Origin of the sequence: Paenibacillus sp. ALJ109b (genome assembly GCF_010747435.1) — a bacterium.
GTDB classification, from domain to species: domain Bacteria; phylum Bacillota; class Bacilli; order Paenibacillales; family Paenibacillaceae; genus Paenibacillus; species Paenibacillus taichungensis.
This window is the reverse complement of record NZ_JAAIFP010000013.1, coordinates 129,443-151,801: the sequence shown is the minus strand read 5'-3', so window position 1 is coordinate 151,801 and position 22,359 is coordinate 129,443. Positions and strand designations below refer to the sequence as shown.

Below are 22,359 nucleotides of genomic sequence, written 5' to 3'. Positions count from 1 at the left end.
CTCTTACCTCCAGCCTTCTTCTCACCATTACTTGGTTCTTATATGCCTTACCATAGACCCATTTTCCAGTTTTTGTTCCAATAACAAATCCAGCAATCCATCAGGAACTAGCTTTACATCATCCATTGTTGTTGAAAAATAAGTGATTGGTTTCCAACATGCCTTATAGGGGATAGAACCTTCTAATCCAACAAATTCTTCCTGATTGTATTGAGATTTATCTATAAATGATGCTTCATAGATAAAGTCAATTTCATGACCTAATTCATCTTCTACTCCAAAAATATTTTCAATAACGGAAATTAATCGGGGCTCTTCGATCTCTTGATCCAACTCTTCCTTGAGCTCCCTGATCAGAGTTTTCTTACTGTTCTCACCAAACTCTATCGTTCCACCAATAGGTCTGTAGAAAGTAGTTGAAATATCCGGGAAGTTAATTTCCTGAACCAAAATGCGATCTTCTTTCCTCAAAATAGCTAGTGAGACAGAACGAATTTTCATTTTTTTCTCCTCAACCTATGTTTGTTTTTATTCCTTTGTACTAAATGTCTGAATATACTTTCTGGTATCATCTCTGAATGTTTCCGTATAATGATCGTTTGTAAAATCTTTTAACACCTTTCTCCAAAACGCTATTGCAGGAGTGTTACTCTCCATCTGAGCAAGTGCCCAATTGGCTTTGTATAACTCAAATGTCTGCATCGCAGCAGCATATCCAACTCCACTTCTTCTAAACTTCTTCAGGATCATAAAATCATAGATTACATGTGTAGGATCTGGATCGGTATCTAAATTTTCAAGAAGCACAACAATAAAACCTGCTATGGTGCCAGAAATCTTTATGAAATATGGCCTCCACCTGTTATCACCTTCCCAAATGAATTCAATATTCACATCGTATTTGCCTTCTTGATTGATATCTTCGCTTGTAAATTCGCTGAAATCATAATGGTACAGTTGATACAGATTCGATAACATACTTTTCTCTGCCAACGTTACTGGAGTGAGGTCTACTATCATACTGCCTCCCTATAGTTCTCTTTTAAATTCTGACTGCTGAGCATTGGTGCTCCAACGGATAGAACTATTGACGGCTCGAACGCATCGCCTTTACATGTTTTAAACTGCTGTCGTTTAAGAACTCTTTATATGCTTCGGATTCAACGGCGTAGATCGCCACTTTTCCTTGTGAATTATGATGAATACCCCAACCGTAACGCTTACCCAACGAAGAAGTACGAAGACAGGGTTGTCCCTTAGAGAAAAACTTGGTTCTCTCTATGGATCTTTGTTCGTCGGGTATATCATTGCGCTGCGCGAACACTTCAAACATGACATCCTCTTGCGTATATTGATAAGGGTGGTTTGTTATCATTTCATATTGTATAACTGGAACGGTTTTGCCGCCGTTTTTGGCTTTGGGGATCTCTGCCACTTTAACAGGACAATCTTCTGCTGCTGCAATAAAAGTTTCATAATGGTTCATGTCTTTCATTTATACATCCTCCCATCAATTCAGAAAAATATGGATACGAATATACAATTAAGCTTGAGCTATTTTATAAATATTTCTTAAAAGCCTTGCTGGATTCCCCATCGTATCCTAATTTCGTGTAGAAGCCATGTGCCTCGTATCTGGATGAACCACTGGTGAGAAACACTTTCATACAATTTTTCTGTATGCATACATCCTCTATATACTTCATAAGTTCAGATCCATGACCCTTGCTCTGCACATGCTCCGTAATGATAACCCGCTCAACCACGCCAAAAGGTCTATTTTCCACCAAAGCGTCCAGACAAATATGTAAATGCGCAGTCCCAATAACCTGATCACCAACTTCGTAAACAAATAAGAAACTGTTGGGGTTATCCCTTACTTCTTCAATCCGCTCTGCCAGTACCTTCGTATTCAGGTTGTTCGGTAATAATTCTTTGTACAACCTTTCAATAACCTCGACATCCCTTGCTTCGGCCTCTCTGATCATCAGGTACCACTCCTCAACTTATATAATAACTTAATATGATGTCACCATTGTCCTCGAATTCACCCGTCTCCTGAAACCCGGATTTCTTATATAAAGAATTTGCCACCATGTTGTGCGGCACATGAGATACCCTGATTTGCTTGCAATCGGTTCTCTCTTTTAACTTATGAATCACTTCCTTGATCGCCAGTTTGGCGTATCCTTTCCCCTGGTATTTCTCATCAATCATGAATCGAAGTATCCAATAATATCCATCATTATATATCTCATTATCAAATAAAATAAAACCCACCATGCGGTCCTCTGCAAAAATTCCATATGGCTTTGAGGTAATCTCCTTCGTCGCATGTATTAAGGAATCTGCATTGCTTGCTACCAAATTCAGTTGGTCTTCACGCGGTTTAAGCTGGATACACTCTAATTCGTTTTCTGGGGTTATAAGTTGTAGATTCACTTGCTCTGCTGACACATCAATCTCTCCTTGCGCTCAAATGATGACTAGATCCATCATAACCCAAAAAGTGGTATATGCGAACAGTTCTTTCCTCTTTTTTCACCTGCTGATTAGCAGTTCTTTCCTTACAGATCCAGAACAAAAAACCACGGTTTCCCGTGGTCCATCCATTCCAGTATGCTCTATTCTACCGATCCACTTACCAGTCTTCCTTCAAACCATACCGCTTGTCGCGCAGACCTTCTTGCAACCGCCTCTGCCGAGCAGCTTGCTTCTACCAGTACAAAGCTAGCTGTGTCTCCTACCTTCGGCCATACCTGTTGTCCCTCTGAATCCAGTGGAGTGATACCATTTGTGACAAAGGCAAGAGACTGAGCCAAGGAGCGTTCATCGTTATACCCGTACAATTCGGCAAAACGGCCGGCTTTCTCCAGTTGATCTCCATTCCCAAATGGAGACCAATGATCCGTCAAACTGTCTGTCGCCAGCTTCACGTTCACTCCATATTTATGGAGCATCGGAAGTGGCATCATCATTTTACCTATAGGCACGGTCGAAGCAACGCTCATACCAAGGGAAGCCATTCGTTTGGCCATATCTTCCGTTTCCTGCTGTTCCGCACGGGCGAACCAGAACGCATGGCTTACGGTAACTTTACCCTGAAGTCCCGCTTCTTCGGTCAGATCAGCCAATTGCAGCAACGTTTGTTTACCCGGTTCTCCAGAATCATGCAAATGAATATCGATGCCTGCCTGATACTGAACAGCCAGTTCGACCATTACATTTAGCGATTTCTCAATATGCTCGTCCACAGTGTGAGGATCAAGTCCACCTACATGAGTGGCCCCTTCCGCCATGGATTGACGCATGAGTTCAACCGAATTAGAGCGGAAAAGTCCATGCTGCGGGAAAGCGACGATTTCAGAGGATATTTTGCCCGAAAATGTCTCCAAAGCCTGCTTTGTCGCTTCAAACCGTTTCAACCCGCTGACTGGTTCAATATTGCAATGACTGCGCACATGGGTAGACCCATATCCCTGAATCAGGCTCAGAATGCTCTCCGCCTGTCGCTTTGCATCAGGTAATAGCTTGGGAAGCAATACTTTCTCTTCTTCGATACGTTCGAAAATACTGGAGATGCGTCGAACCGCTTTCCATGGTGAATCATAATACGTCTTATCCAAATGAATATGGGCTTCCTCGAAAGAAGGCAACAGCAGCAATCCTTTACCATCAACCTTTGGCAACTCGCTTGTTAATTCCGTATCCCCATCCACAATGGCTGCAATGACTCCATCTTCAATCCGCAGATGACCAAGGCTCGTCCGGGTGCCGGTTACCTGCCCGTCTTCCATTACATAACTTTGCTCCAATGATACGTTGGTTAACCAGTATTCCTGCTTCAACATAGTCACTCCCTCTTTCCACTCGGTCTATCTAGCATCGAGTACCGATTCATCTGTGGTCAATGGTACCATAGGACTTCATTCAGCAAAAATAGTTAAAACGTTGGTGTTCCATACGATTATCGTCTAGATATTATTGGACTTCCCCATTAGTATACGAAGTGTAATATATCCCAAAACTTGAATCACAAATACCATAGCCACAAATTCAACCAGAATGCTGTTGCCTGCACTTAAATCAGTCATGATATCCTTCAAAATGAGGCCAGGCTGCTTCAAGACATCCCAACTATTCCACCGATTAAATCTCCCGATGTATACCCCTAGACTGCTCAGAAGTAAAACAACGCCTACAACTACCATACCGCTAAATGGGTTTAATCGTTTATTTAACAATTTGTGAATTTGATGTATCGAGCAAATGGACAGAAGTAAACCCAGTATGGCTAAGACAAATGTTAGGCTGAGGCTATACCAAAAATCAATATTAACCCAGAATTTAGTTTCCCCTTGAGGATCAAAGTATCTGAATGCATGCAAAATTTCTGTGAAAAGATATGCCGAATTCGGTAGAAAGAACAGCCAGCATGCACACATCACCCCGACTAGTGCGATGCTCGTTCTTGTAAGTTTCCTATTGCTTACATAACTAATCGTTGATGAAATGATGAATGGAACCCATGCTAAAAAAATGTCCCACGTTAAAAATTGATACATGTTCGTGTTTGATTTGGTACGTAAGTAAACAGCAACAAGTAGACAACCTATAGTAGCAACGATTAAAACACTACTCATTTTTAAATAAATTGTATTTTTAATATTGTTCATTTCTTCGCTTCGATTTCCCTTTCCTTGGTGGTATGCAAGTGCAGTCCCTGATAACCTGATCATCGATTTCATAAACGAACGGTGACTCCGCCTTCCTAGTAATACACGTCCATCATAACCCAAAGTGTGGTATATGCGAACATAACGGCCTGAACCCAGAAGGAAGACGAAAACTTTCGCGGTATTTGCATTCATCTTCCATTCTTCTAACATTAGAGAAAGCAAAAAAACAGGCACTAGGGAGTGCCTGTATATATTAAGAACTGAGCGAAGCACTTAGCTATAGTCCACTGCTTCTTTTTTTATGAAATATGATGATCAGAAATTAAACCGCGCATGCCCGCCATCTGTCACGCCTTCGATCTGTTCAATATCCAGCAGTCTTCGCTTCATCTCCAGTCCTCCACGAAAACCGGTCAGCTTGCGGTTGGCACCGATAATGCGATGACACGGTAGCAGTACCGGAATAGGGTTGGCTCCATTGGCTGCCCCAACAGCTCGCACCGCTGAAGGTCTTCCCACCGCAGCAGCAATGTCGCCATAGGTTCTTGTCTCACCATAAGGAACATTCCCCAACTCCGTCCATACCTGCTGTTGGAATGCCGTACCGATCAAATCGAGTGGAATTTCGTCTGTGAAAGCCACCTTATCTCCGGCAAAATAGGATTGCAGCCAATCCAACATGCCTGTATGCTTCAACGCTGCTTCATTTTCTTCGAGCTCCACTCCAGGAGCAATTCTGCCAATCCAACTACTCCAATCTTCCAGCGTTTCATTGGGCATGATGACCCGGCATAACCCTTTTTCGGTGGCAAGCAATACCCACGGACGACCGTCTAGTTCCATTTTGGTCCACATGATGCTCTTTCTCATACGTCAATCGCCCTTTCCCCTCGTAGATTTATCTGGTTTCTTTTCTCGTTATGCACACATACTACACACGAACCGTTTTTTTCACTTTTCGTTTCATGCTGCGGATGATCTGCTTCGTCTCCGGATCAACACGATAGGACTCCATTATTTTCTGAAGAGCCTTATTATACGTAAAGTCGTCCAAGGTATTGTCCTGCAAATAACCCAGCGTCGCTTCAGGCTGTTTCACATATGCGATGGAAATCGCCCAGGCTACTGCCATTTTCACATAGTATCCTTCGTGATGAATGGTATCTAATGAAGCAAGCACTCTGCTGATATATTTTTCTTCCATATAAAAGTTCAACAGCATCACAACCCCGAAACGAATGTCATACTCCTGGTTGGATACCAGATAGGGCTGCAAGAACTGCCACACCTGATCCAGATGTGCCTTTGTATATTTCAAACCACCGCAGAAGCTGTCGCATACTGACCAGTTATCTATTTTGGGAACAAACCAGGCAATATGTTGCAGAAGTTCCTCAATATCTGCTTGGGCATGACCGATGACCATCGCTTGCAGCATCACTTCTTCAAAATAATCATCATCAGCGGTTTTCAGATAGGCACGCCAGTCCTCTTTGACGATTTGTTTCGCCATCTTGCGTATTTCAGGCAGTCTCACACCTAACAGATTCGTGATATTCGGAATGAGCGCAGCCGAGAATTTCTGATATTCCGGTTCGACCAGAGATAACAATCGTGTTCTTACAACCGATTCCACATGTCTCCTCCTCATCGGGTTTTCTACAACAAGTATATCCCGGCAGCATCCATTTGTAAGCACATATCGAATGTTTTAGCAAGATTACAATATCCATTTCCCGTGGTCGCTGTTTAACTTCCATTCCTTTTCGTTTAAGAATACGGAGTTGAATCCATTTAGAAAGGAGACTACATATGAATCGATCCCATCCCAAAAAAGATTTTTCGGTTGAAGAGATTACGGAGCTCCTGGTACAATTCGTGCAAACCCAAAACCTGACCGAGTTTTATAAATGGGCCAAAGAACTGCATCCCTATGACCTTTCTCTGGTATATAAAAAGTTCCCTGAACAAGAGACGAAACGCTTCTTGCTCTTATTCAAGCCTGACGTTCTCGCCGACATGGCAGAAGCGCTCACGCTTCACGAACAAGTGCATCTATTCGAACAGTTAGGCCCGGAGCGCACTCTTGAAGTCATGCAGCAAATGGACAAAAGTGATCTGATTCGCTTCATGCATGATCTGCCCCTCCAACGCAGAGAAGAACTCCTGTCCAATATGAATCTCGACCATTCAGCCATTATCCGCTCCGTGCTGAACTATCCACCGGAGACGGCGGGACGAATTATGACCGATCGCTATCGTACCCTGTTATCGCATGAAACCGCGAAGGAAGCGCTAAGAGAACCACAGGCTACGCTGATTCCTGCAACCAGTTATCTCTATGTCACCGATGATGAAGGTAAACTGGTTGGAGTCGTGAGCTATCAAACCCTTGCCCAGGCAGATGACAAGACCAAAGTAGAAGAGCTAATGACCCGGCGTGTCATCCATGCAACAGTTGATATGGACCAGGAAGAAGCCGCACAGCTGCTGCAGCGTTATGAGTTTATGGCTTTACCTGTCGTGGATGAGAACCGTAGACTATGTGGTGTTATCCAAATGGATGATGTCATTGATATTATTATGGACGAAGCCAGTGAAGACATCGCCAAGATGGGTGGCGGCAGTAAAGACATCGATTTTGATACCAAACCGTTAGTTGCCGTCAGACGTCGCCTTCCATGGCTGATTTTATTGTTATTTATCGGACTGATCTCGGGCAGTATCGTGGATTTTTTCGAGGACACACTGAATCAGGTTGTGGCACTGGCATTCTTCATGCCCATGATAGCCGGTATGACGGGGAATACGGGTACACAATCCCTTGCAGTGGTTGTACGTGGCTTGATTGGACGCAAGCTGGACAAGGCCACAGTGCTCGCGCTTATTGGCCGGGAGATTAAAGTAGGCACAATGATTGGACTTGTATGCGGTTTGCTGATCACGGTCATCGCCTATTTCTGGCAAGGTGATTGGCTGCTCGGAGCGATTATTGGAGTATCACTATTCTTCACCCTGGTTATTGGAACACTGACCGGTACTTGTATTCCTCTTCTGCTCAGTCGTTTCAAAGTAGACCCTGCGGTTGCCTCCGGCCCATTAATCACAACGCTGAATGATATATTGTCGTTGTTTATCTATTTCGGCATCGCAACTCGTTTTCTGGATGCCTTAATGTAAATTATTAGCCTTGCAGTCTTTACTCATTGAACAGGTGCTTTACTACAGTAACCAAAAGACTCAACTTCCTCTGTACATACAGTGAAGTTGAGTCTTTTGGTGTTATTTTCAATCTAAAAGAGAACTGCCTTATGCTTCATTTTAATGTATTTGCTATTTCAACTAATGTTTGATAATCGTATAACGGTTCAAGATTGTTATTTTTCCCTGAAATAAGAGAGTAAGTTAAACCCTCGCTTCTCCAATAGATCGCACTTACATGTCCGTCTCCTTGGTCCCACGTTTGCGAGCCATTAGATAATTTCAAACCTTTCCTCCCATTCGGAGGCGTATTCACCTTTGGGTTTGTAATCATAGTGATCAGGTTCAATCCTTCATCGGTATTGGCATACGTGATTTCTACTGCTTCAAATGTACCATTGGTATCTAAAATCCTTGCTGATTTTTGAGTAATTTGGAAAGGAACTGACGGTTGTTTGATTTCAAACGGGGTCCTAGCTTCCGCCTCTTCAAATGAAATTTCAACTGGAGGACTCAGATCCAAATTATTAATCGGTTGGTTACTTTCCCCATTTTTTAAGCAAGCAGACAATAAAAGAGGTATCATACATAGGAACAGCAACTTACTTACAGTTTTCATTTAATCACCTCGATATCAGAGTAGTTACTTCTATGACGTTTCTATTAGCTGGAAAGTTATGTTTTTTTCCACTCATGTGCACTCTGCTGCAATAATGTACTATAAGCCAATGCCTCCCCGGAGTATGATCATGTAACTACAACTCGGGGAGGCCCTATGAATCTTACATCTTTTTTCATCTATTGCATTGTCGTTACCTTTACACCTGGCCCCAGCAATATTGTAATTCTCACTTCCGTCGGGCAGGTTGGTCCCCGGAAAACGATGGAGTATGTGTGGGGTGCCACCGTTGCATTTGGCTTGTTACTAGCTGCTTCTGCTCTTCTCAATCATCTTCTCGCTGAGATATTGCCTGGTATTCTCCATGTGATGCAGATCGTGGGTAGTGTTTATATGATATATCTGGCTTATCAAGTCTATAAAATGGGTTCCACCGAGACGGCATCGAAGCAAGTTACGGGGTTTCTGAACGGTTTAATTATGCAGTTTGTGAATCCAAAAGTGGTTCTGTTCACGTTCACTGTCATTCCCAGCTATGTGCTGCCGTACTACGATAGCACCATGTCAACGTTTCTGTTCGTAATCATCATTACCATCATCGGCTTCTTCGCCTATTCCAGTTGGGTCGTGTTTGGCTCCGTCTTCAGAACGTTACTCAATCGTCATCAAAAAGCAGTGAGTATCCTAATGGCCCTTTTTTTGTTATACTCAGCCATTATGGTATCGGGAATCATCTAAAGCGCGGGAGGTGTGTGCAGCTTGGAATTGTTTAACTATAAGAAATCACAGGACGTACTGGCTTTATCCGCCAGCTTTACGGATTTCACCTATAAAAAGCATTGCCACGAGGAATATGCAGTAGGAGTAACCCTTCGCGGTATTCAGCAATACCATCTGGACGGACATTATCAAGCCTCCCACAAAAACGGAGTGATGTTATTCAACCGGGAACAGTCCCACGATGGAAGTTCCTATGACAAAGCCGGCATAGACTATGTCATGCTATATCTGAAGCCGGATTTGGTCGAAGAGGTTCTAGGGAAAAAGGAATTGCGTTTTAATAGCCCCATCGTCTATGACCCTGTGCTTGCACGAAGCATCCTGATGCTGAATGATGCTGTTCAAAAAGGACAGGATGAAGCGAAATGCAGTGAACTGCTCTTGGGCCTGTTGCAATTACTCTCCCAGTCGGAAATGGACACCAAGTTGTGGCGGCCTCAGGACAATCTGGTTCGAAAAGCGAAAGAAATGATGTTTTGCAGTATTGAAGATGTGCTGAAACTGGACGACCTGTGTGCGGAATTCAACATGTCCAAGTTTCAATTTATCCGCGAGTTCAAGTCCCATGCTGGCATATCCCCTTACCAGTTTTTTCTGAATTGCAAGGTGGAGCGTGCCAGACAGTCCATTGAAACGCACAAGGATGTTTACTCCGCTGTAGCCGAATGTGGTTTTGTCGACCTGACTCATCTGAACAGACACTTTAAACGAGTATTCGGTATCACGGCTTATGAATATATGCTGCAGTTAAACTAATTGAATCGGTACGATTATCCGACCAAATGTATAAAATCCCCGCTTGGAACGCGAGTTTACCTCAATGTTCCACACGGGGATTTTCTTTTCCCTTCCGTTGCCGTGCTACCATTCTCCCTTAAATCAGATCCTAATCAGTCGCGCTTCTTCCTTCTCCAGATCCAGCCACTTACAAATACAAGCAATAGAATAACCCCACCATATATAATGAGATAAAATGACCAACTTCGTCCTTGATCGGTTATTACAAAATCATCCTTGCTCACTACTTTTCCTGCTCCCAGCAGCTTTAACGCGTCTCCAGCTTGATCAATGGAAACATTGCCACTGCAAAGATTCGTATGCAACTTTTCGTCCATTTTATTCTGATAAGCAAAGATCAGATAGGATTGGTTCTTTTCCAATTGAATCCCACAAGATTCCGAACCGGCATCATTACCCATGACAGTCATTCGTTTGGCACTTACACCCTTCCATGCAGTGTCCACGTCAAAGGTATACGCTCTCAGCCTGTCAGGGTTGAATATTTGTGTTCCGCCCTTCTTCACTACTTTACCTGTAAAAACCGCCGTGGACGTCTTCAATTTTTCTTGGGCATTCGATTCTACGCAGCTGCAAGCATAAGCTTTCTCCCCAGGAAATGCCGTGTAACCCAATCCAACCAACAACAAAATCAATGCAAACCATACTAAGCGTTTCATCCTTCACCTCCGCCTCAGATTGCAACACCCATCTTGTAATCGTTCACATTTTGTTTGAAGCTATATTTATTGTAAGATTATAGCATAATACGAATACCGTATTGGACATCATCAGAATTCAGACACCTTGGAGGAAACCGTCACTTGAATCAAAATTGGAAAAAGAATATCTCCATTCCGCTGCTCGTTGCGGCGTTATGCCTTATTGTATTTGTAAGTATCGCCCTGTCCATCAGCGACAACCAGATCCACGTCTTTGACGATACTTTGATTAGCTGGATTCAGGGCATGGAATCACCCGGAATGACACGATTCATGCAGCTCTTCACTTGGATTGGCAGCGAGGTGCCTGTAGTTGTCATTACCATTCTCGCCATGCTTGTGCTGTATATCTACCTCAGGCACAAACGCGAGCTGCTCTTCCTGGCCTGCGTTATTGCTGGCTCGACTTTGCTAAATGCATTGATTAAGCTGGCATTCCAGCGCGCCAGACCTACGATTAACCGAATTATTGAAGTGAGTGGTTACAGCTTCCCGAGTGGCCATTCGATGGCAGCGTTCAGCTTGTATGGCGGCCTGGCCTTCTTAATCTGGAAGCATGTACCGACAGCGACTGGACGCGTACTCATGATTATCGTGAGCGCAATCTTCATCCTGACGATTGGAATGAGCCGAATTTATTTGGGAGTGCACTATCCCAGTGATGTAGTGGGCGGTTACTTTCTGAGTGGATGCTGGCTTGCCATATGTATATGGTTCTATCAACGTCATTTGGAACGCCTTTCCCTGTTACAGTCCAAGCCTCTCGCTTAGGCTTTTTCGCTCACCATGCAATGATCCAACCAATGCTTGAAAACAAACCAAACGTAAAGAACCTCACAGGTGCATCAGCACCAGTGAGGTTCTTTACGTCATTATGGATCTATTTACAGTGGCAACTTAGAGCTCTTCACCATTGGATTCAATGACTTTTTTGTACCAGTGGAAACTCTTCTTCGGTGTTCTGCTCAGATCACCATTGCCATCATTGTCCTTGTTCACATGAATGAAGCCATAACGCTTCTTCATCTCACCCGTGGATGCGCTGACCAAGTCGATACATCCCCACATCGTGTAAGCGATAAGCTCCACACCGTCGGCAACGGCTTCTTTCATTTGTTCGATGTGACCTCTCAAATAATCAATGCGATAGTCATCCTGAATGGAGCCATCTTCCTCTACTACATCCACTGCACCCAATCCGTTCTCCACAACCATCAATGGAATCTGATAACGGTCATACAGGTGATTCAGCGTGTAACGCAATCCTTTAGGATCGATCTGCCAGCCCCAGTCGGAAGCTTCCAGATACGGATTTTTGATGCCGCCCAGCAGATTTCCCTCTGCTCTATCCAACGACTCATCCGCACTCTCGACCAAGGACATGTAATAGCTAAAAGAATAGAAGTCCACGCAGCCTTCACGCAGAGTCTGTGCATCTTCCGGCTGCATCTCGATCTGGATGCCTTCTTCGACGAAGAAACGTTTGGCGAATCCAGGGTATGCTCCACGAACCTGTACGTCTCCACAGATCATGTTGGACAGCTGGTCCTTCTTCTGCGCGAGCAAAATATCGTCCGGGTTGCATGTATTCGGATATGTTGTCATGAAAGCGACCATACAGCCGATTTGGAAATCAGGATTGATTTCATGTCCCAGCTTCACCGCTTTTGCACTTGCAACAAATTGGTGATGCAGCGCCTGGAAGCGGGTCTGTGGATCATCAACGCCATCGATCAAAGTCTCTTTGCCTTCAAAAAGGATACCTGCAGCCATATAAGCCCCCATTGGCATCGTCAGACAGTTGATCTCGTTGAAGGTCAGCCAGTATTTCACCTGATCTTTGTATCGGTTGAAGAGGGTTGTACAATATCGGATATAACAATCAATCACTTCGCGCGAAGCCCAACCGTTATATTTCTGGGTCAGACCAAATGGTGTCTCGTAGTGAGAAATGGTCACGAGTGGTTCAATGTTGTACTTTTTCAACTCGGCAAAGACGTTGTCATAGAACTGCAATCCCTCTTCGTTTGGCTCCAGATCATAACCGTTCGGGTAGATTCTGGACCAGTTAATGGACATGCGGAACATTTTGAAACCCATTTCGGCCATCAGGGCAATATCCTCTTTGTAATGACCATAAAAATCAACCGCTTCATGGCTCGGATAATACGTGCCCTCTTCCAGTACAGGCGTAATCCGCCGTGGTGTTGTGTGCGTTCCACCTGTCATCATATCGGAAGTACTTGGGCCTTTACCACCCTTGTCCCATCCACCTTCAAACTGATTGGCAGCCGTTGCGCCACCCCAGAAAAATCCGTCTTTCATCGACATCATCAATTCCTCCTTCATTTTTAACTCATTTCTAAATTAAGTGCTTGATGTTATGCAAGTAGCCGTTTCGGTCACGAATCGTTCTTCTGATCGCTGTTATCCTCGGATTTCTTTTATTCCCCTTTCTAAGTGGAAAAATCCGATGATAGCGTATGCTTCCGAAGTAGCTTTCTTACAGAAAGCTTTTAGGCGAACACTTCGTTTCTTCAGAATCGATTTCGTCCCCTTCACTACTTTGCAATAAATCAAAAACTAATTATAAGACTGAGCTAAAATGTCTTGGTGAGACTCTAACACAAGTGTACCACCCATACCCTGACACCTATTGTCATGGTATAATGTCGACATGGAAAATAACCGATTATTCAAAATGCTATTGCTGTTATTGGAGAAAAAGAAAGCTACCGCCCCCGAGCTCGCGCGTTTATTCGAGATATCCGTGCGCACGGTGTATCGTGATATCGACAGACTGAGTGCGGCGGGTATTCCCGTATACACGACAACCGGAAAGCATGGCGGCATCCATCTGATGGACAACTTTGTTATGGACAAATCCCTGTTGTCCGAAGATGATCAGAATGAAATTTTGCTTGGATTATATAGCGTCAGCGCCATCCCTCACCTTAACACTGCCCATATGCTCAAACGTTTAACCGCCCTTTTTGATCACAAGCTGGATTGGATCGAGTTCGACTTTTCACCATGGGGCAGCATTCCACAGCAGGAGAGGGAACTGTTCAATCAGGTCAAACAGGCGATCCTCACCAATCAATGGATTACGTTTCACTATGTCAATTCGGATGGAGAGAAGAGTGTTCCGACGGTTGAACCTCTCAAACTTTTGTTCAAGAACAGTACTTGGTATTTCAAGGGGTACATTCACGACGAGCACGATCGAAACGAATTTCAGACGTTCAAAATGAAACGAATTAAGCAGTTGAAATTTCTGCCGAGGGTTCCCCGAAACAACATGAACATCGGATCAACGGAAAATGAGACTCACGTCACAATCAACCAAATCGCTCTGGAACTGTCGTTCTCTAACACTATTGCATATAGGGTGTATGATTTTTTTGAACCTTCACGCGTTGAAAAAGATCCCGACGGCAGGCTGCGCGTTGCCCTTGAACTCAATGAAGGAGAATGGCTGTACTCCTTCCTGATGTCGTTTGGATCTGACCTGACCGTAGTCAAGCCTCCACACGTTGGACAGGAACTGCTCAGACGACATATCAAAGCGGTAGAACATTTACAACAGCTCGTTAACAACAGGTTGGAAAATGAATGATATAATGAAGCTCTGATCATTTGTTGATTCTTTTACTTTTTTGCTATCTATTTCATTTCCTGAAGGAGGTTTGTCCATGCAAGACATTAGACGTAACAATGTGGAACGATTCAAAGGTTTCGGTACGTTATATGACCAGAACCGTCCTGCTGTGCCCACCGAGGTCGTAGATATTCTAACGAATTATTTGGGCAGCAAACCTCGCTTGGTCGCGGATGTTGGCTGTGGTACGGGCTTATCGTCATGGATTTGGCTAAATGAGGCAGAACGTGTTATTGGCGTCGAACCAAGCGATGATATGAGAGCTGTCGCAGAGTCCAAATGGGAAGCAGCAGGCAAACCGGACCATCTGCGTTTTGTCTCTGGCCTATCCCATGAACTGGGACTACCTGATGGCAGTGTGGATATCGTGACCTGCTCACAGTCGTTCCACTGGATGGAGCCCCAGTCCACACTGCGCGAATTTGCGCGTGTACTGCGTCCAGGAGGCATATTTGCTGCCTACGACTGTGACTGGCCACCAGTGGTCGATTGGCAGCTGGAACAAGCCTATCTGCATTTGAATACGGAGGCAGATCATCGAGCTGCCAGTCTGGCTCCCCAGGAGAATCAAGCACATAAATGGAATAAAGACGGACATTTGCAGCAGATTCAGCAGTCCGGCTTGTTCCGTTATTCGCGTGAAATTGTGTTTCATCATCGGGAAACATTCGATGCCGACCGATACGTCAATCTGGCACTAAGCCAAGGCGGCCTGCAAACGGCAGTGAAACTCGGAGCCACTGATCTACTTGAGGTAGCAGACGAATTTAGACAGCTAGCTACTCGTATATTTGCCGGAGAATCGAGACAAGTTCTATTCTCATATCGGATGCGCTTGGGCATCGTCTGATCTTAAAGCTGAGCTCATCCACATTTTTTCGGAAGTAATGGAGAGTGGTATCTCTGTTCCTTTCTCAACCGCACATAACACGCACAAAAGAAACCTGCCCATCACGAACACAGTGATGTTGCAGGTTTTTTGTTTATATAGCCATCAGGATGAGAACAAATTACATAGTTGTTCCTCCTGTACATTCAATGCCAACACTACTTTTGACGGGTCCTGCTTCGAGTAGATCACGTTAATAATATGGCCTTGCTGAACCTGAGGTAGGGTAGATGGATAAATTTCCTTTGGGATAGTGACCTTAAATGTCTCTCCATTTGACTTCGTTACACTAAGCGTAAGCTGAAGTTTGATTTTGCCATTACCTCCGCTTCCAAGTGGAGTAACATCCAATATCTTGGCCATCGCTTTCTCTCCCGTTCGTGCAATATCCATCATCTCAGGTGCCACGCCATGCTGCACCATCTTCTCATTCAGCAATTGCTGCATATCTTCCTGAGACAATCGTCCTTTCAGATCAAGCCCTACCTTGCGTTCATCCTTCACGGAGACCACTAACGGAATGAAGCTGCCCGGCTGGAACTGAGCCATGGACGTCAACGGTATAATGGTTCTCAACTCGGTATCGTATTTCTCACGTCCTTTAAGCGAGACGGTCAGGCCCAGTCGAACTTCCGGCTGCTCATTAATATACGTACCCGTCTGCTGTATGCTTTTAATGACACCAACCGCTGGTAATCCTGACTTCACTCTCCCAACGCCGAAGATATTAGCCAAAATGGAGGGAATAAAGATCAGCCCAAATCCGGCAAAAATAGCTGGTGTATACCACCATGCCTGTATAATGATAGAAGGATCATTCCACAACTGCTCTAGCAGAAATGGGGAGAACCCTACCCCAAATACAGTCAACACACCGACCAATCTCAGGAAACCTACCATCTGCCCCACCCTCTCTATATCTCTATTATTCGTTGTTAGTTGTCTTTATTAATTGATAGCCTGCTCTTTTGTAGTTCGAACACCTCCTAAACGGACAACAGACCCATGTAAATTAGCTCGGACGGATTCGCCGGATTTTGACCCAATCCCACCCGATCTCCCACGCGCGGAATCTGCATCTTGGACACCAGTGTTTCCAATGTTCGCTGATACTGATTGCCATTCGTCTCTGTTACATCCAGAACAAGCACAACAATTGGATCAAAATTGATCAGCTTGCCCGTATCGGTAATCGTGATTACCGTAGCTGTTGCAGTTAAGGGAAGGGAACCACTTGCCGCCAGTTGTGCCTGCTTCGCCGAATCCAGACTCTGGTTGATGGCTTCCCGATGCTCCTTTGATACAAAACCTTTCATCATCATGCCGGTAAGTCCTTTATTCATCATTTTATCTGCCTTCGCAATCGCATCTTCCTGCTTGTTCTTTTTACCAAACCATCCCATAATGAACACCTCGTTTTTTTTGTTTTTGGTTATAGTTAAAGTATAAACAGGACAGCTTGTCCTTGAATACCCTTTAGACTGCATACAAAAAGAAACGAAAAATCCGGTGATTAAACCACTGAATTCTCGTTTCTTTAACATGCTTTTTGATGGATTCCGCAAAAAAAAGAGCCGTAAACGACTCTTGAATGAAAGGTTTGGAGGTATATTTTGTGCCTAATGCACCGGTATTGAACAAAATCATGCAAAAAAACGGCGGTTCCAAGCCGATTTTCGATCTATTTTTTGCGTAACAGATAGACAAGCTTCCGATAATACATGGCGGCTTCCTTATATTTTCGCTGATCCTCGGACACCACGGCCATTCCCTCATATAAAGGTTCAAGACGCATGACATGCTGCACGGACTCAAAATAAGGCAGACATGCGAGTGCTCGCTCCATGAACACTTCACGATCTCCATGCGCAAGAGCCAGATGGCTCTGGTAGAAGGTTGCACTCATCTGCTGATCCTGAGTTGTTGCACTATTCAACAGTTGATCCACACTCTGCGCGAGTACACCCCAGTTCTTTCGTGCCAGTGCCACTTCACACCGATACACACTGACTAATGGCTTCATGGCCTGCTGGGTTTCTTCGGGTTCCTGCTGCAACAGGGATTCGAATCGCTCGATCTCCGACTGTGCCTGATCCAGTTCTCCCGTCATGGTTAACATGACAATCCGATTATTCGCAATGGCGGTGACCAGATCGCCCTGATTACCGGCATACACCAGATTCGCCTCTGCCATGGTCAATGCCGAGAGCGCCTCCTGTACCAGTCCCATCGCAAAGCAATATCCGCTGTATGCCACATATAATCCGGACAAGCGATGAAACAGCCGCTGATCATAGACATGTCTCATGGTGAGATCGAATACCTGCTTGGCCTCTTCGTACTGTTTGACCTGAATGTAGGCTTCCATCTTTATATTTTGCACAGACAGCCAGAATTCACTTCCAGGAAGGGCTAATTCACTGAGCCTGGTTGCATGTGTTAACACATCCACAGAGGCAAGCTTGGAACGATAGTACTGCACTTTGTAATATAATAACGCCTTGGCTAACGGACGCGGCAGATCCACATCGTCAGGACGGCCGTATTTCTCCAGATAAAAATTCAAATAGGATGTATGTATATATTCATGAGCCGATGCATCATTTAATTGTTGATAATAGACCGCCTTCATTAAGGCCGTGGTCATCTCTACTGTCAGCGCATCATCCCGATCCTCAAGTGCGTGTACGATATCTTCTGCTATCACCGAAGCTGGAACTGACATTTGTTCAAAAATAGCCTCTGCCCGCGCCAGTGTTTCTTCATCCTGTGCAGAAGCGTTTAACAGATAGGAAGTCGTAACGCCAAGACGTGACGCAATAGCCTCTGCCAGATCTTCAGGGAGTGGATAACGATCGGCCAGAATATTGGCAAAGTGAGCCTGCGTAACCAGACCTTCCACGAGGTCTTTGCGGGAGATTTGCTTTCTTTTGCTCAGAAATTCAATCCGTTCCTTCAGCATGGCTAGTCTTCCTTTCGTTTCGATCCTGTGAATCACAAAAATCCGGTGATAAAGGCGAACGCTTCGCTTCTCCAGATCCGTTCTGTCCTCTCCGTTATCGTGTAAATGTTTAGCTCAAATTATATAATATCATCCCGGGTGCGAAGCCGGATACCGTCTTTTAGCCAAATCCATCGAAACGGTTTCCGTTTCGGAGGCAATTGTTTTACAATAAGGTGGTATGTACAAGAGCATTATCCAATAATGAAGAACAAGAGTTGAATATGAAAGGATGCAAATGAATGATTATTAAACCAAGAACACGTGGTTTTATTTGTACAACTTCCCATCCTGTAGGCTGTGCTGCACAAGTCCAGGAGCAAATTGATTATGTAAAATCTCAACCGCAATTGAACGGACCGCGGAACGTACTCGTTATCGGAGCTTCTACTGGATATGGGCTCGCTTCGCGCGTCGTATCCGCATTTGGTGCCGGAGCCAACACCATCGGCATTTACCGCCCAAGCAGCTCCACTGAAAAACGTACAGCTTCAGCAGGCTGGTACAACTCCGCTGCATTTGAGAAAGCTGCGGAAGAAGCAGGACTGAAATCATACAGCATCACAGGTGATGCCTTTGCCAACGAAACCAGAGAAAAGACCGTTGAACTGATTCGCAGTGAACTCGGTCAGGTTGATCTGGTTGTCTACAGCGTAGCGTCAGCACGCCGTACTGATCCGAATACTGGTGAAGTATTCAATTCTGTACTCAAACCGATTGGACAATCGTACACCAACAAAACAGTCAATTTTCATACGGGAGAAGTGACTTCCGTTACGATTGATCCGGCATCCGATGAAGAAATCCGCCAGACCGTGGCCGTGATGGGTGGAGATGATTGGGAACTGTGGATGGATGCCTTGCAAGAAGGTGGCGTACTCGCCGACAATGCAACAACCATTGCCTTTTCTTACATCGGTCCTGAACTTACGCATGCGATCTATCGTGATGGTTCCATCGGTCAGGCCAAAAACCATCTGGAAGCGACAGCCCACAAGCTGAATGATCGTCTGAGTGCAAAGGGTGGACGCGCTTACCTAACCGTAGCCAAAGCGCTCGTAACCCAATCAAGCTCCGCAATTCCAGTGGTGCCGTTGTATATCTCTGCGTTGTACAAAGTCATGAAGGAAAAGGGCTTGCATGAAGGCTGCATCGAGCAATTACAACGCTTGTTTGCTGATCGCCTCTATGCGGGAGGAGAAGTTCCGACCGATAAAGCAGGGCGTATTCGTATCGATGATTGGGAGATGAGAGCAGACGTTCAGGAAGAAGTGGCGAAGCTCTGGGACGAGCTGACCACCGAAAATATCTACGATCTGTCCGATTTGGTAGGCTACCGTCAGGAGTTCTTCCAACTGTTCGGTTTTGAAACCGACGGCGTGGATTATGAAGCAGATGTTGATCCAAATGTTGAAGTACCACATCTGCGTTAATTGAAAACTAATTTGGCTGAGATTGGAGTAACAAGCTTATTACAGGTCCAGATTCAGCCTTAGGGGAGCGAGCTTTCGCTCCCTTTTTGACGTCTACCGATTCTATAAGACCGACTTGAGTTGCTTTTTCAACCCCTTCGGCACCGTCTTCTCTACCGTGATGGATCGCGCTCCATGCATCGTTGCAAAGAACTGGAGTCCCTCCCGAAAATCCGCGATCCATTCCTCCACAGGCGGAGCAGTCTCTTCCATCGATAACAACCGAACCGTTAGCACGCCCGTTTTGCGATCGAGTCGCGGGTCCATACGTCCAATCAGCCGATCGCCGTGAAGAATGGGCATGGCGTAATATCCGTAAGTTCGTTTCACCTCTGGTGTGTAAATCTCCCACTTATAATGGAAATCAAATAAATCCACAATCCGTTCCCGTCTCCACAGCAGGTTGTCCAGCGGAGGCAGGAATCGTACCGGACCTGATGGATCATAATGCGGCTCTTCCCTTTCCAACTCACGCAACAAACCCTCATCTTCTGCACGGATATAATACTGCGTCGCAACATCCTCTACCTCCAGCGGGATCATGCGACCATCTGCGACACGTGCAGCCATATCATTCCGACGTTCAGCAGCGGTGGATTTCATCCAGCCCAATCGTGGATCTCGCACGTCCACGACCCGATATGCATGAATGTACTTGTCCATCAGAGCCTGCTTTTGAGTCAAAAGATCGATTTCCGCTGTCGTGGATTCACCCTGCTCCAACAATCCGGATTCAGTAATATGAAAATATCGTTCATTCCCCTGCCTTGCCACGACACGAATGGCAGCCGAATCCAGCAGCAAGTTCAACGCTAAAGAGGTGTCCTTCGTTTTAGGCACATCTGCACTGTCCCAATATCCACTCACCCGTTCGACGGCACGAAAAGCCCTTGACGGGAGCGGCCCCTCTTCTTCCAAACGCTTCAGCACATGCTGCACTGTATTTTCCAGCCCTTGCAGGGAAGGAGCCAGACGCTCCCGTAATCGGGCACGTACAGGCTCGAACATCGCATAATCTTCGATCGGAATAACACATGCAGCATTGGCAAAATATTCAAACACTTTATGATCACTCAACAACGTATGTAAATACTCAGAGGTATAGCCCGGATCACGAGCGCCCAGCACCAAATGCTGATTTCCGGTTACAGCAGCGACAGGATCAATCTGCACGCAGCCAAGGGAGCGGATCAACTGAATGACCTGTTCAGGACCCGAAGGCAAGGAAGCGGCGGGCCAACGTTCCAATAAAGATTGCGTTTGCAGCAAAAAACGCCGTACGATTTTTTTATTCATGCGAAGCGCTGTTGTCATATGTAGAATTCTTCCCTTCATCGAAGATAAGAGGATGTATAGCTATAATGATCCAATTCAAAAGAGATACATTGATTTTAACAGTCCAAGGGGTGTCATACCAATCGAAGGAAGAGCTTTTTTTAAAATTTTGATACTTATGCAGCACTCCGCAGACCAAAGACAAAATAAAAAGAAGCACCACCATCCTGGGTCCGCTTCTTGTGTTTGACCTTTTGCAATTTCTCCTGTTTCGTGGGCATGAGTCGAACATGCTGGGATAACGCTCCATAATCTCCGTTTACTCTCCGACTTTGCTCCGGACACCATTGTCCCGAGCGCTCTGCTTTGCGCAATGCTTTTTGTGTTTGTGTACGTGCCATGATAATTGAACACACTCCCTTGGTTGGTATGCACTCAATATATCATGTGCAGGCAGACAAGTGAAGGTGATTAACGTGGAACTCTTTTCCGCCGTGATTGCCATGTTTCCACAGGTTCCTGATCGTCTTCCTCAATCAATTCCAGTGCTTCTTCCATTCTTCTGGATTTAAACAGCATGATCAGGTCCATCAGATCTTCACGGTCCAGCAGCTTCACCCCGTTGACCGCTGCCAGCGTCCGGCATGCTTCCGTATATCTGGCTGAGGTGAGCACGATGGATCGATCTGCTTCATAATAACGCATGGACGTGTAAATCTCCTGCACTGCGCTGAGCCCAACCGGATGATTTGCTCCGTAACGTTTGGCCTGAATGACATTACGTCTTCCTACTCTATCCACAAACACAAGGTCCGCACCAAAATCACGGCTGCTTGTAGTCTTATGTACTTCGGCATAACCGAGCTGCTGGAATAAATGATACAGGTACAGTTCAAATTCCGATCCATCCTGCATTTTATCGATATCCTTAATCGTAATCTTACGCGGGTTGGCCTCACTTCGTATGCGCTGCCCTCGCCGAATTACACGGCGAATGATCCAGGCAATGAGCAGTAAAAGGACGATAACGCCTATACCCACAGTGGTCATATTTTCATTCCAATTCATGTCTGTTCTCCTTGTCGTTCCTCTAATCTGGCAGGCTTGTACACCTCTTAGCCCTCGTCACCCGACTAAATATAGCAGACTTCTCTCGTAACAGAAAGAAGATGAATTCCCTGTAACCCTCGAACTTCTCCAAACAACAATAATTTTATACCTCAATCATAAAAGGTTACAGACACTCAGGTTGAATTTCACATGTATGAAATGGTAGAATTCAA

At 45.1% G+C, this 22,359-nt stretch carries 25 protein-coding genes; 7 read left to right on the top strand and 18 right to left on the bottom strand.

Annotated elements, in window-relative coordinates; genetic code table 11:
* Window positions 1–27: 27 nt before the first annotated feature.
* The 9 genes from G3352_RS15230 to G3352_RS15190 all read right to left on the bottom strand — a co-directional run bounded on the left by G3352_RS15230 (window position 28) and on the right by G3352_RS15190 (window position 6,315).
* Window positions 28–501: an NUDIX hydrolase gene (locus tag G3352_RS15230; RefSeq protein ID WP_163757646.1), complete on the bottom strand. Its 474-nt coding sequence runs from the start codon at window positions 499–501 to the stop codon at window positions 28–30.
* A gap of 27 nt (window positions 502–528) precedes the next feature.
* Window positions 529–1,020 (bottom strand): GNAT family N-acetyltransferase, encoded by a 492-nt coding sequence (locus G3352_RS15225; protein WP_163757644.1) that lies wholly within the window; start codon window positions 1,018–1,020, stop codon window positions 529–531.
* A gap of 64 nt (window positions 1,021–1,084) precedes the next feature.
* Window positions 1,085–1,495: a DUF6157 family protein gene (locus G3352_RS15220; protein ID WP_163757643.1), complete on the bottom strand. Its 411-nt coding sequence runs from the start codon at window positions 1,493–1,495 to the stop codon at window positions 1,085–1,087.
* Window positions 1,496–1,559: 64 nt separating this feature from the next.
* Complete coding sequence (locus G3352_RS15215; protein WP_205524883.1) at window positions 1,560–1,988, bottom strand: GNAT family N-acetyltransferase; 429 nt, start codon at window positions 1,986–1,988, stop codon at window positions 1,560–1,562.
* A gap of 13 nt (window positions 1,989–2,001) precedes the next feature.
* A complete protein-coding gene (locus G3352_RS31185; RefSeq protein ID WP_163757640.1) occupies window positions 2,002–2,457 on the bottom strand; it encodes a GNAT family N-acetyltransferase in 456 nt (151 codons plus the stop codon).
* Window positions 2,458–2,624: 167 nt separating this feature from the next.
* The gene (locus tag G3352_RS15205; RefSeq protein WP_240343089.1) at window positions 2,625–3,851 is read right to left on the bottom strand and encodes an amidohydrolase; all 1,227 of its coding nucleotides are present in this window, start codon (window positions 3,849–3,851) and stop codon (window positions 2,625–2,627) included.
* A gap of 123 nt (window positions 3,852–3,974) precedes the next feature.
* Window positions 3,975–4,871 carry a DUF1361 domain-containing protein gene (locus G3352_RS15200; protein WP_163757638.1) on the bottom strand — a complete coding sequence of 299 codons (897 nt, stop codon included), beginning with the start codon at window positions 4,869–4,871 and terminating at the stop codon, window positions 3,975–3,977.
* Window positions 4,872–4,994: 123 nt separating this feature from the next.
* Window positions 4,995–5,549, bottom strand: a complete 555-nt coding sequence (locus G3352_RS15195; protein WP_163757636.1) for a methylated-DNA--[protein]-cysteine S-methyltransferase — start codon at window positions 5,547–5,549, stop codon at window positions 4,995–4,997.
* Between the two features lie 61 nt (window positions 5,550–5,610).
* Window positions 5,611–6,315 carry a DNA alkylation repair protein gene (locus G3352_RS15190; RefSeq protein WP_163757634.1) on the bottom strand — a complete coding sequence of 235 codons (705 nt, stop codon included), beginning with the start codon at window positions 6,313–6,315 and terminating at the stop codon, window positions 5,611–5,613.
* A 176-nt stretch (window positions 6,316–6,491) separates the two neighbouring features.
* Between G3352_RS15190 and mgtE the strand changes: the two genes are divergently transcribed.
* Window positions 6,492–7,859, top strand: coding sequence for a magnesium transporter (gene mgtE / locus G3352_RS15185; RefSeq protein WP_163757632.1), 1,368 nt, complete (start codon window positions 6,492–6,494; stop codon window positions 7,857–7,859).
* A 136-nt stretch (window positions 7,860–7,995) separates the two neighbouring features.
* Here mgtE and G3352_RS15180 read toward each other — a convergent pair whose 3' ends face one another.
* On the bottom strand, window positions 7,996–8,499 hold the full coding sequence (locus G3352_RS15180) for a hypothetical protein (RefSeq protein ID WP_163757630.1): 504 nt from the start codon (window positions 8,497–8,499) through the stop codon (window positions 7,996–7,998).
* A 156-nt stretch (window positions 8,500–8,655) separates the two neighbouring features.
* Between G3352_RS15180 and G3352_RS15175 the strand changes: the two genes are divergently transcribed.
* Window positions 8,656–9,237 carry a LysE family translocator gene (locus G3352_RS15175; RefSeq protein WP_163757628.1) on the top strand — a complete coding sequence of 194 codons (582 nt, stop codon included), beginning with the start codon at window positions 8,656–8,658 and terminating at the stop codon, window positions 9,235–9,237.
* Between the two features lie 21 nt (window positions 9,238–9,258).
* A complete protein-coding gene (locus G3352_RS15170; RefSeq protein WP_163757626.1) occupies window positions 9,259–10,035 on the top strand; it encodes an AraC family transcriptional regulator in 777 nt (258 codons plus the stop codon).
* A 134-nt stretch (window positions 10,036–10,169) separates the two neighbouring features.
* Here the strand turns inward: G3352_RS15170 and G3352_RS15165 are convergent, their stop codons facing one another.
* Window positions 10,170–10,736 (bottom strand): hypothetical protein, encoded by a 567-nt coding sequence (locus G3352_RS15165; RefSeq protein ID WP_163757624.1) that lies wholly within the window; start codon window positions 10,734–10,736, stop codon window positions 10,170–10,172.
* 144 nt (window positions 10,737–10,880) lie between these two features.
* On the opposite strand from G3352_RS15165, the gene G3352_RS15160 reads away from it, so the two are divergent.
* Window positions 10,881–11,549 carry a phosphatase PAP2 family protein gene (locus tag G3352_RS15160; protein ID WP_163757622.1) on the top strand — a complete coding sequence of 223 codons (669 nt, stop codon included), beginning with the start codon at window positions 10,881–10,883 and terminating at the stop codon, window positions 11,547–11,549.
* Between the two features lie 126 nt (window positions 11,550–11,675).
* Here G3352_RS15160 and G3352_RS15155 read toward each other — a convergent pair whose 3' ends face one another.
* Window positions 11,676–13,109 (bottom strand): glycoside hydrolase family 1 protein, encoded by a 1,434-nt coding sequence (locus tag G3352_RS15155; RefSeq protein ID WP_163757620.1) that lies wholly within the window; start codon window positions 13,107–13,109, stop codon window positions 11,676–11,678.
* 346 nt (window positions 13,110–13,455) lie between these two features.
* Here G3352_RS15155 and G3352_RS15150 point away from each other — a divergent pair, with 346 nt between their 5' ends.
* Entirely contained in the window at window positions 13,456–14,397 is a 942-nt protein-coding gene (locus tag G3352_RS15150; RefSeq protein ID WP_240343088.1) for a helix-turn-helix transcriptional regulator, read from the top strand.
* A 76-nt stretch (window positions 14,398–14,473) separates the two neighbouring features.
* Window positions 14,474–15,289, top strand: a complete 816-nt coding sequence (locus G3352_RS15145; protein WP_163757617.1) for a class I SAM-dependent methyltransferase — start codon at window positions 14,474–14,476, stop codon at window positions 15,287–15,289.
* A 144-nt stretch (window positions 15,290–15,433) separates the two neighbouring features.
* Here G3352_RS15145 and G3352_RS15140 read toward each other — a convergent pair whose 3' ends face one another.
* The 3 genes from G3352_RS15140 to G3352_RS15130 form a co-directional block, all read right to left on the bottom strand.
* Complete coding sequence (locus G3352_RS15140; RefSeq protein ID WP_163757615.1) at window positions 15,434–16,228, bottom strand: hypothetical protein; 795 nt, start codon at window positions 16,226–16,228, stop codon at window positions 15,434–15,436.
* A gap of 86 nt (window positions 16,229–16,314) precedes the next feature.
* A complete protein-coding gene (locus tag G3352_RS15135; protein ID WP_163757613.1) occupies window positions 16,315–16,731 on the bottom strand; it encodes a hypothetical protein in 417 nt (138 codons plus the stop codon).
* Between the two features lie 278 nt (window positions 16,732–17,009).
* Window positions 17,010–18,290, bottom strand: a complete 1,281-nt coding sequence (locus G3352_RS15130; RefSeq protein WP_163757611.1) for an XRE family transcriptional regulator — start codon at window positions 18,288–18,290, stop codon at window positions 17,010–17,012.
* Between the two features lie 281 nt (window positions 18,291–18,571).
* Here G3352_RS15130 and fabV point away from each other — a divergent pair, with 281 nt between their 5' ends.
* Window positions 18,572–19,762 carry an enoyl-ACP reductase FabV gene (gene fabV, locus G3352_RS15125; RefSeq protein WP_163757609.1) on the top strand — a complete coding sequence of 397 codons (1,191 nt, stop codon included), beginning with the start codon at window positions 18,572–18,574 and terminating at the stop codon, window positions 19,760–19,762.
* Between the two features lie 102 nt (window positions 19,763–19,864).
* Here the strand turns inward: fabV and G3352_RS15120 are convergent, their stop codons facing one another.
* The 3 genes from G3352_RS15120 to G3352_RS15110 all read right to left on the bottom strand — a co-directional run bounded on the left by G3352_RS15120 (window position 19,865) and on the right by G3352_RS15110 (window position 22,144).
* Window positions 19,865–21,097, bottom strand: a complete 1,233-nt coding sequence (locus tag G3352_RS15120) for a DNA glycosylase AlkZ-like family protein (RefSeq protein WP_240343087.1) — start codon at window positions 21,095–21,097, stop codon at window positions 19,865–19,867.
* Window positions 21,098–21,252: 155 nt separating this feature from the next.
* Window positions 21,253–21,477: a hypothetical protein gene (locus G3352_RS15115; RefSeq protein ID WP_163757608.1), complete on the bottom strand. Its 225-nt coding sequence runs from the start codon at window positions 21,475–21,477 to the stop codon at window positions 21,253–21,255.
* Between the two features lie 70 nt (window positions 21,478–21,547).
* Window positions 21,548–22,144, bottom strand: coding sequence for a restriction endonuclease (locus G3352_RS15110; protein ID WP_163757606.1), 597 nt, complete (start codon window positions 22,142–22,144; stop codon window positions 21,548–21,550).
* Window positions 22,145–22,359: the final 215 nt, after the last annotated feature.